Genomic DNA, 1,433 nt, shown 5'->3' with positions numbered 1-1,433 from the left:
GCGCTGGCTTTTGAACAACGTGGTTTTTGTCTTCTGTTTGCTCGCATTGGCGGCAAGCATATTCAGGACGAACATATTCCAACACTTTGAGTACCGCTGGCGTGAACTCAAGTTTCTCGCTACGGTCTTCACCGATTTTATGCAGACTATGTTGGCAGCAAGTGCACTGCTTTTCATCGTCGTCTAAATCGAGTTCGATAACTTCACGAGGCAAGCTCTTTGGCAGTGGTCTGCGTTTACCGCGTTTCTTCGTTGTGATGGTCGTTGTGACAACGTCAACCTCTTCTTCTTTAGCAGCTTCACACTCCGCTTCGTTGAAGAGGTCACCTTGGGATTCATTGTAAGGCTTTAACGCCTCCGAGCGTTTAGCGAACTGACGGTCGAAGGCAAGTTTAAGCTGTTCAAGCAGCGATTGGCGCTCTTGTTTCAATTGGGTTTCTGACGCCAACAGCGCTTTCACCATCGCTTGTAGCTCGGCAACATCTTGGCTTTCTGGGCTGATATTTGGCGTCTTTTTCATGGCATTGATGATACTAAAATCATGCCGTTAATGCTTGGTAGATAAGACTTTATTATCGCTTAAGTCATTGTAAAATCGTTTATTCTAACGGGTTTATGGCCGATAATCGTGAAGCCAGAAAGCAGTCTATCAAGTTCGAATTGAGTTAAGGTAAACACGTCGTTTTGCTCTTTTGATGGCCACTTGTACTTGGCTTTTTCAAGGCGTTTGTACCAAAGAGCAAAGCCCGTTTTATGGTGAGTAGGCCAGAGGAATTTCACCTCTAGCCTCTCGCAGAACCGTACGTGATACTCTCATATCATACGGCTCCCATTACCCAATCGTTGATCTTCAAAATAATGCCAGTGGATAAATAAACAAGGACGACTTTGCGCCACATGCCTTAACCACTGCGCACTTTTCCGTTTATGGCCTGCAAGGCGTTTGTATTTTCGCCTCGCCCAGCGCCCTAATCTGAGTTCCAGATAGTCCGCTAGTTTGCGCATTTGAGTAGGATAAAAAAATCCATAATATTGGAACCACCCCCGTATTATTGGGTTATATAAACGTGATAGCTCTTCCAACGTCGAAGGTGTCCTTATTGACAGACGCCATGATCTAATACGTGACCGCATGGACTTTAGCGCTTCGTTGCTCACCGCAGGTAAAAAGCTAGTAAACAAATTACCTTCCTTATTGCTCGCTTTTCTTGGTCTGAAAGTAAAACCTAGAAAAGTGAATTGCGTTGTTGGGTAATCAAGCGAACGATTACTGTCCTTGCAGTACACGATCTTTGACTTCGTTGGATGTAGAGTAAGCTTACACTCCTTCAAGCGCTTTCCAATCGCTCGTAGCAAATACTCTGCTTGTGCTTTGGAATGACAATGGACAACAGCGTCATCTGCGTACCTAGCAAATGGACATTTTGGAGAAG

At 44.9% G+C, this 1,433-nt stretch carries 2 protein-coding genes; both read right to left on the bottom strand.

The window, feature by feature from the left end:
* The coding region (locus UF06_RS03635) for an IS66 family transposase zinc-finger binding domain-containing protein (RefSeq protein ID WP_045569226.1) at positions 1-520 on the bottom strand (520 nt) is incomplete at its 3' end.
* A 293-nt stretch (positions 521-813) separates the two neighbouring features.
* A partial coding sequence (locus UF06_RS23625; protein WP_242401981.1) for a group II intron maturase-specific domain-containing protein occupies positions 814-1,433 on the bottom strand: 620 nt, incomplete at its 5' end.

The sequence above is a fragment of the Vibrio sp. S234-5 genome, from assembly GCF_000960595.1.
In the GTDB taxonomy this organism is placed as follows: Bacteria; Pseudomonadota; Gammaproteobacteria; order Enterobacterales; family Vibrionaceae; genus Vibrio.
The sequence above is the reverse complement of the archived record's forward strand: the minus strand, read 5'-3'. Positions and strand labels throughout refer to the sequence as shown.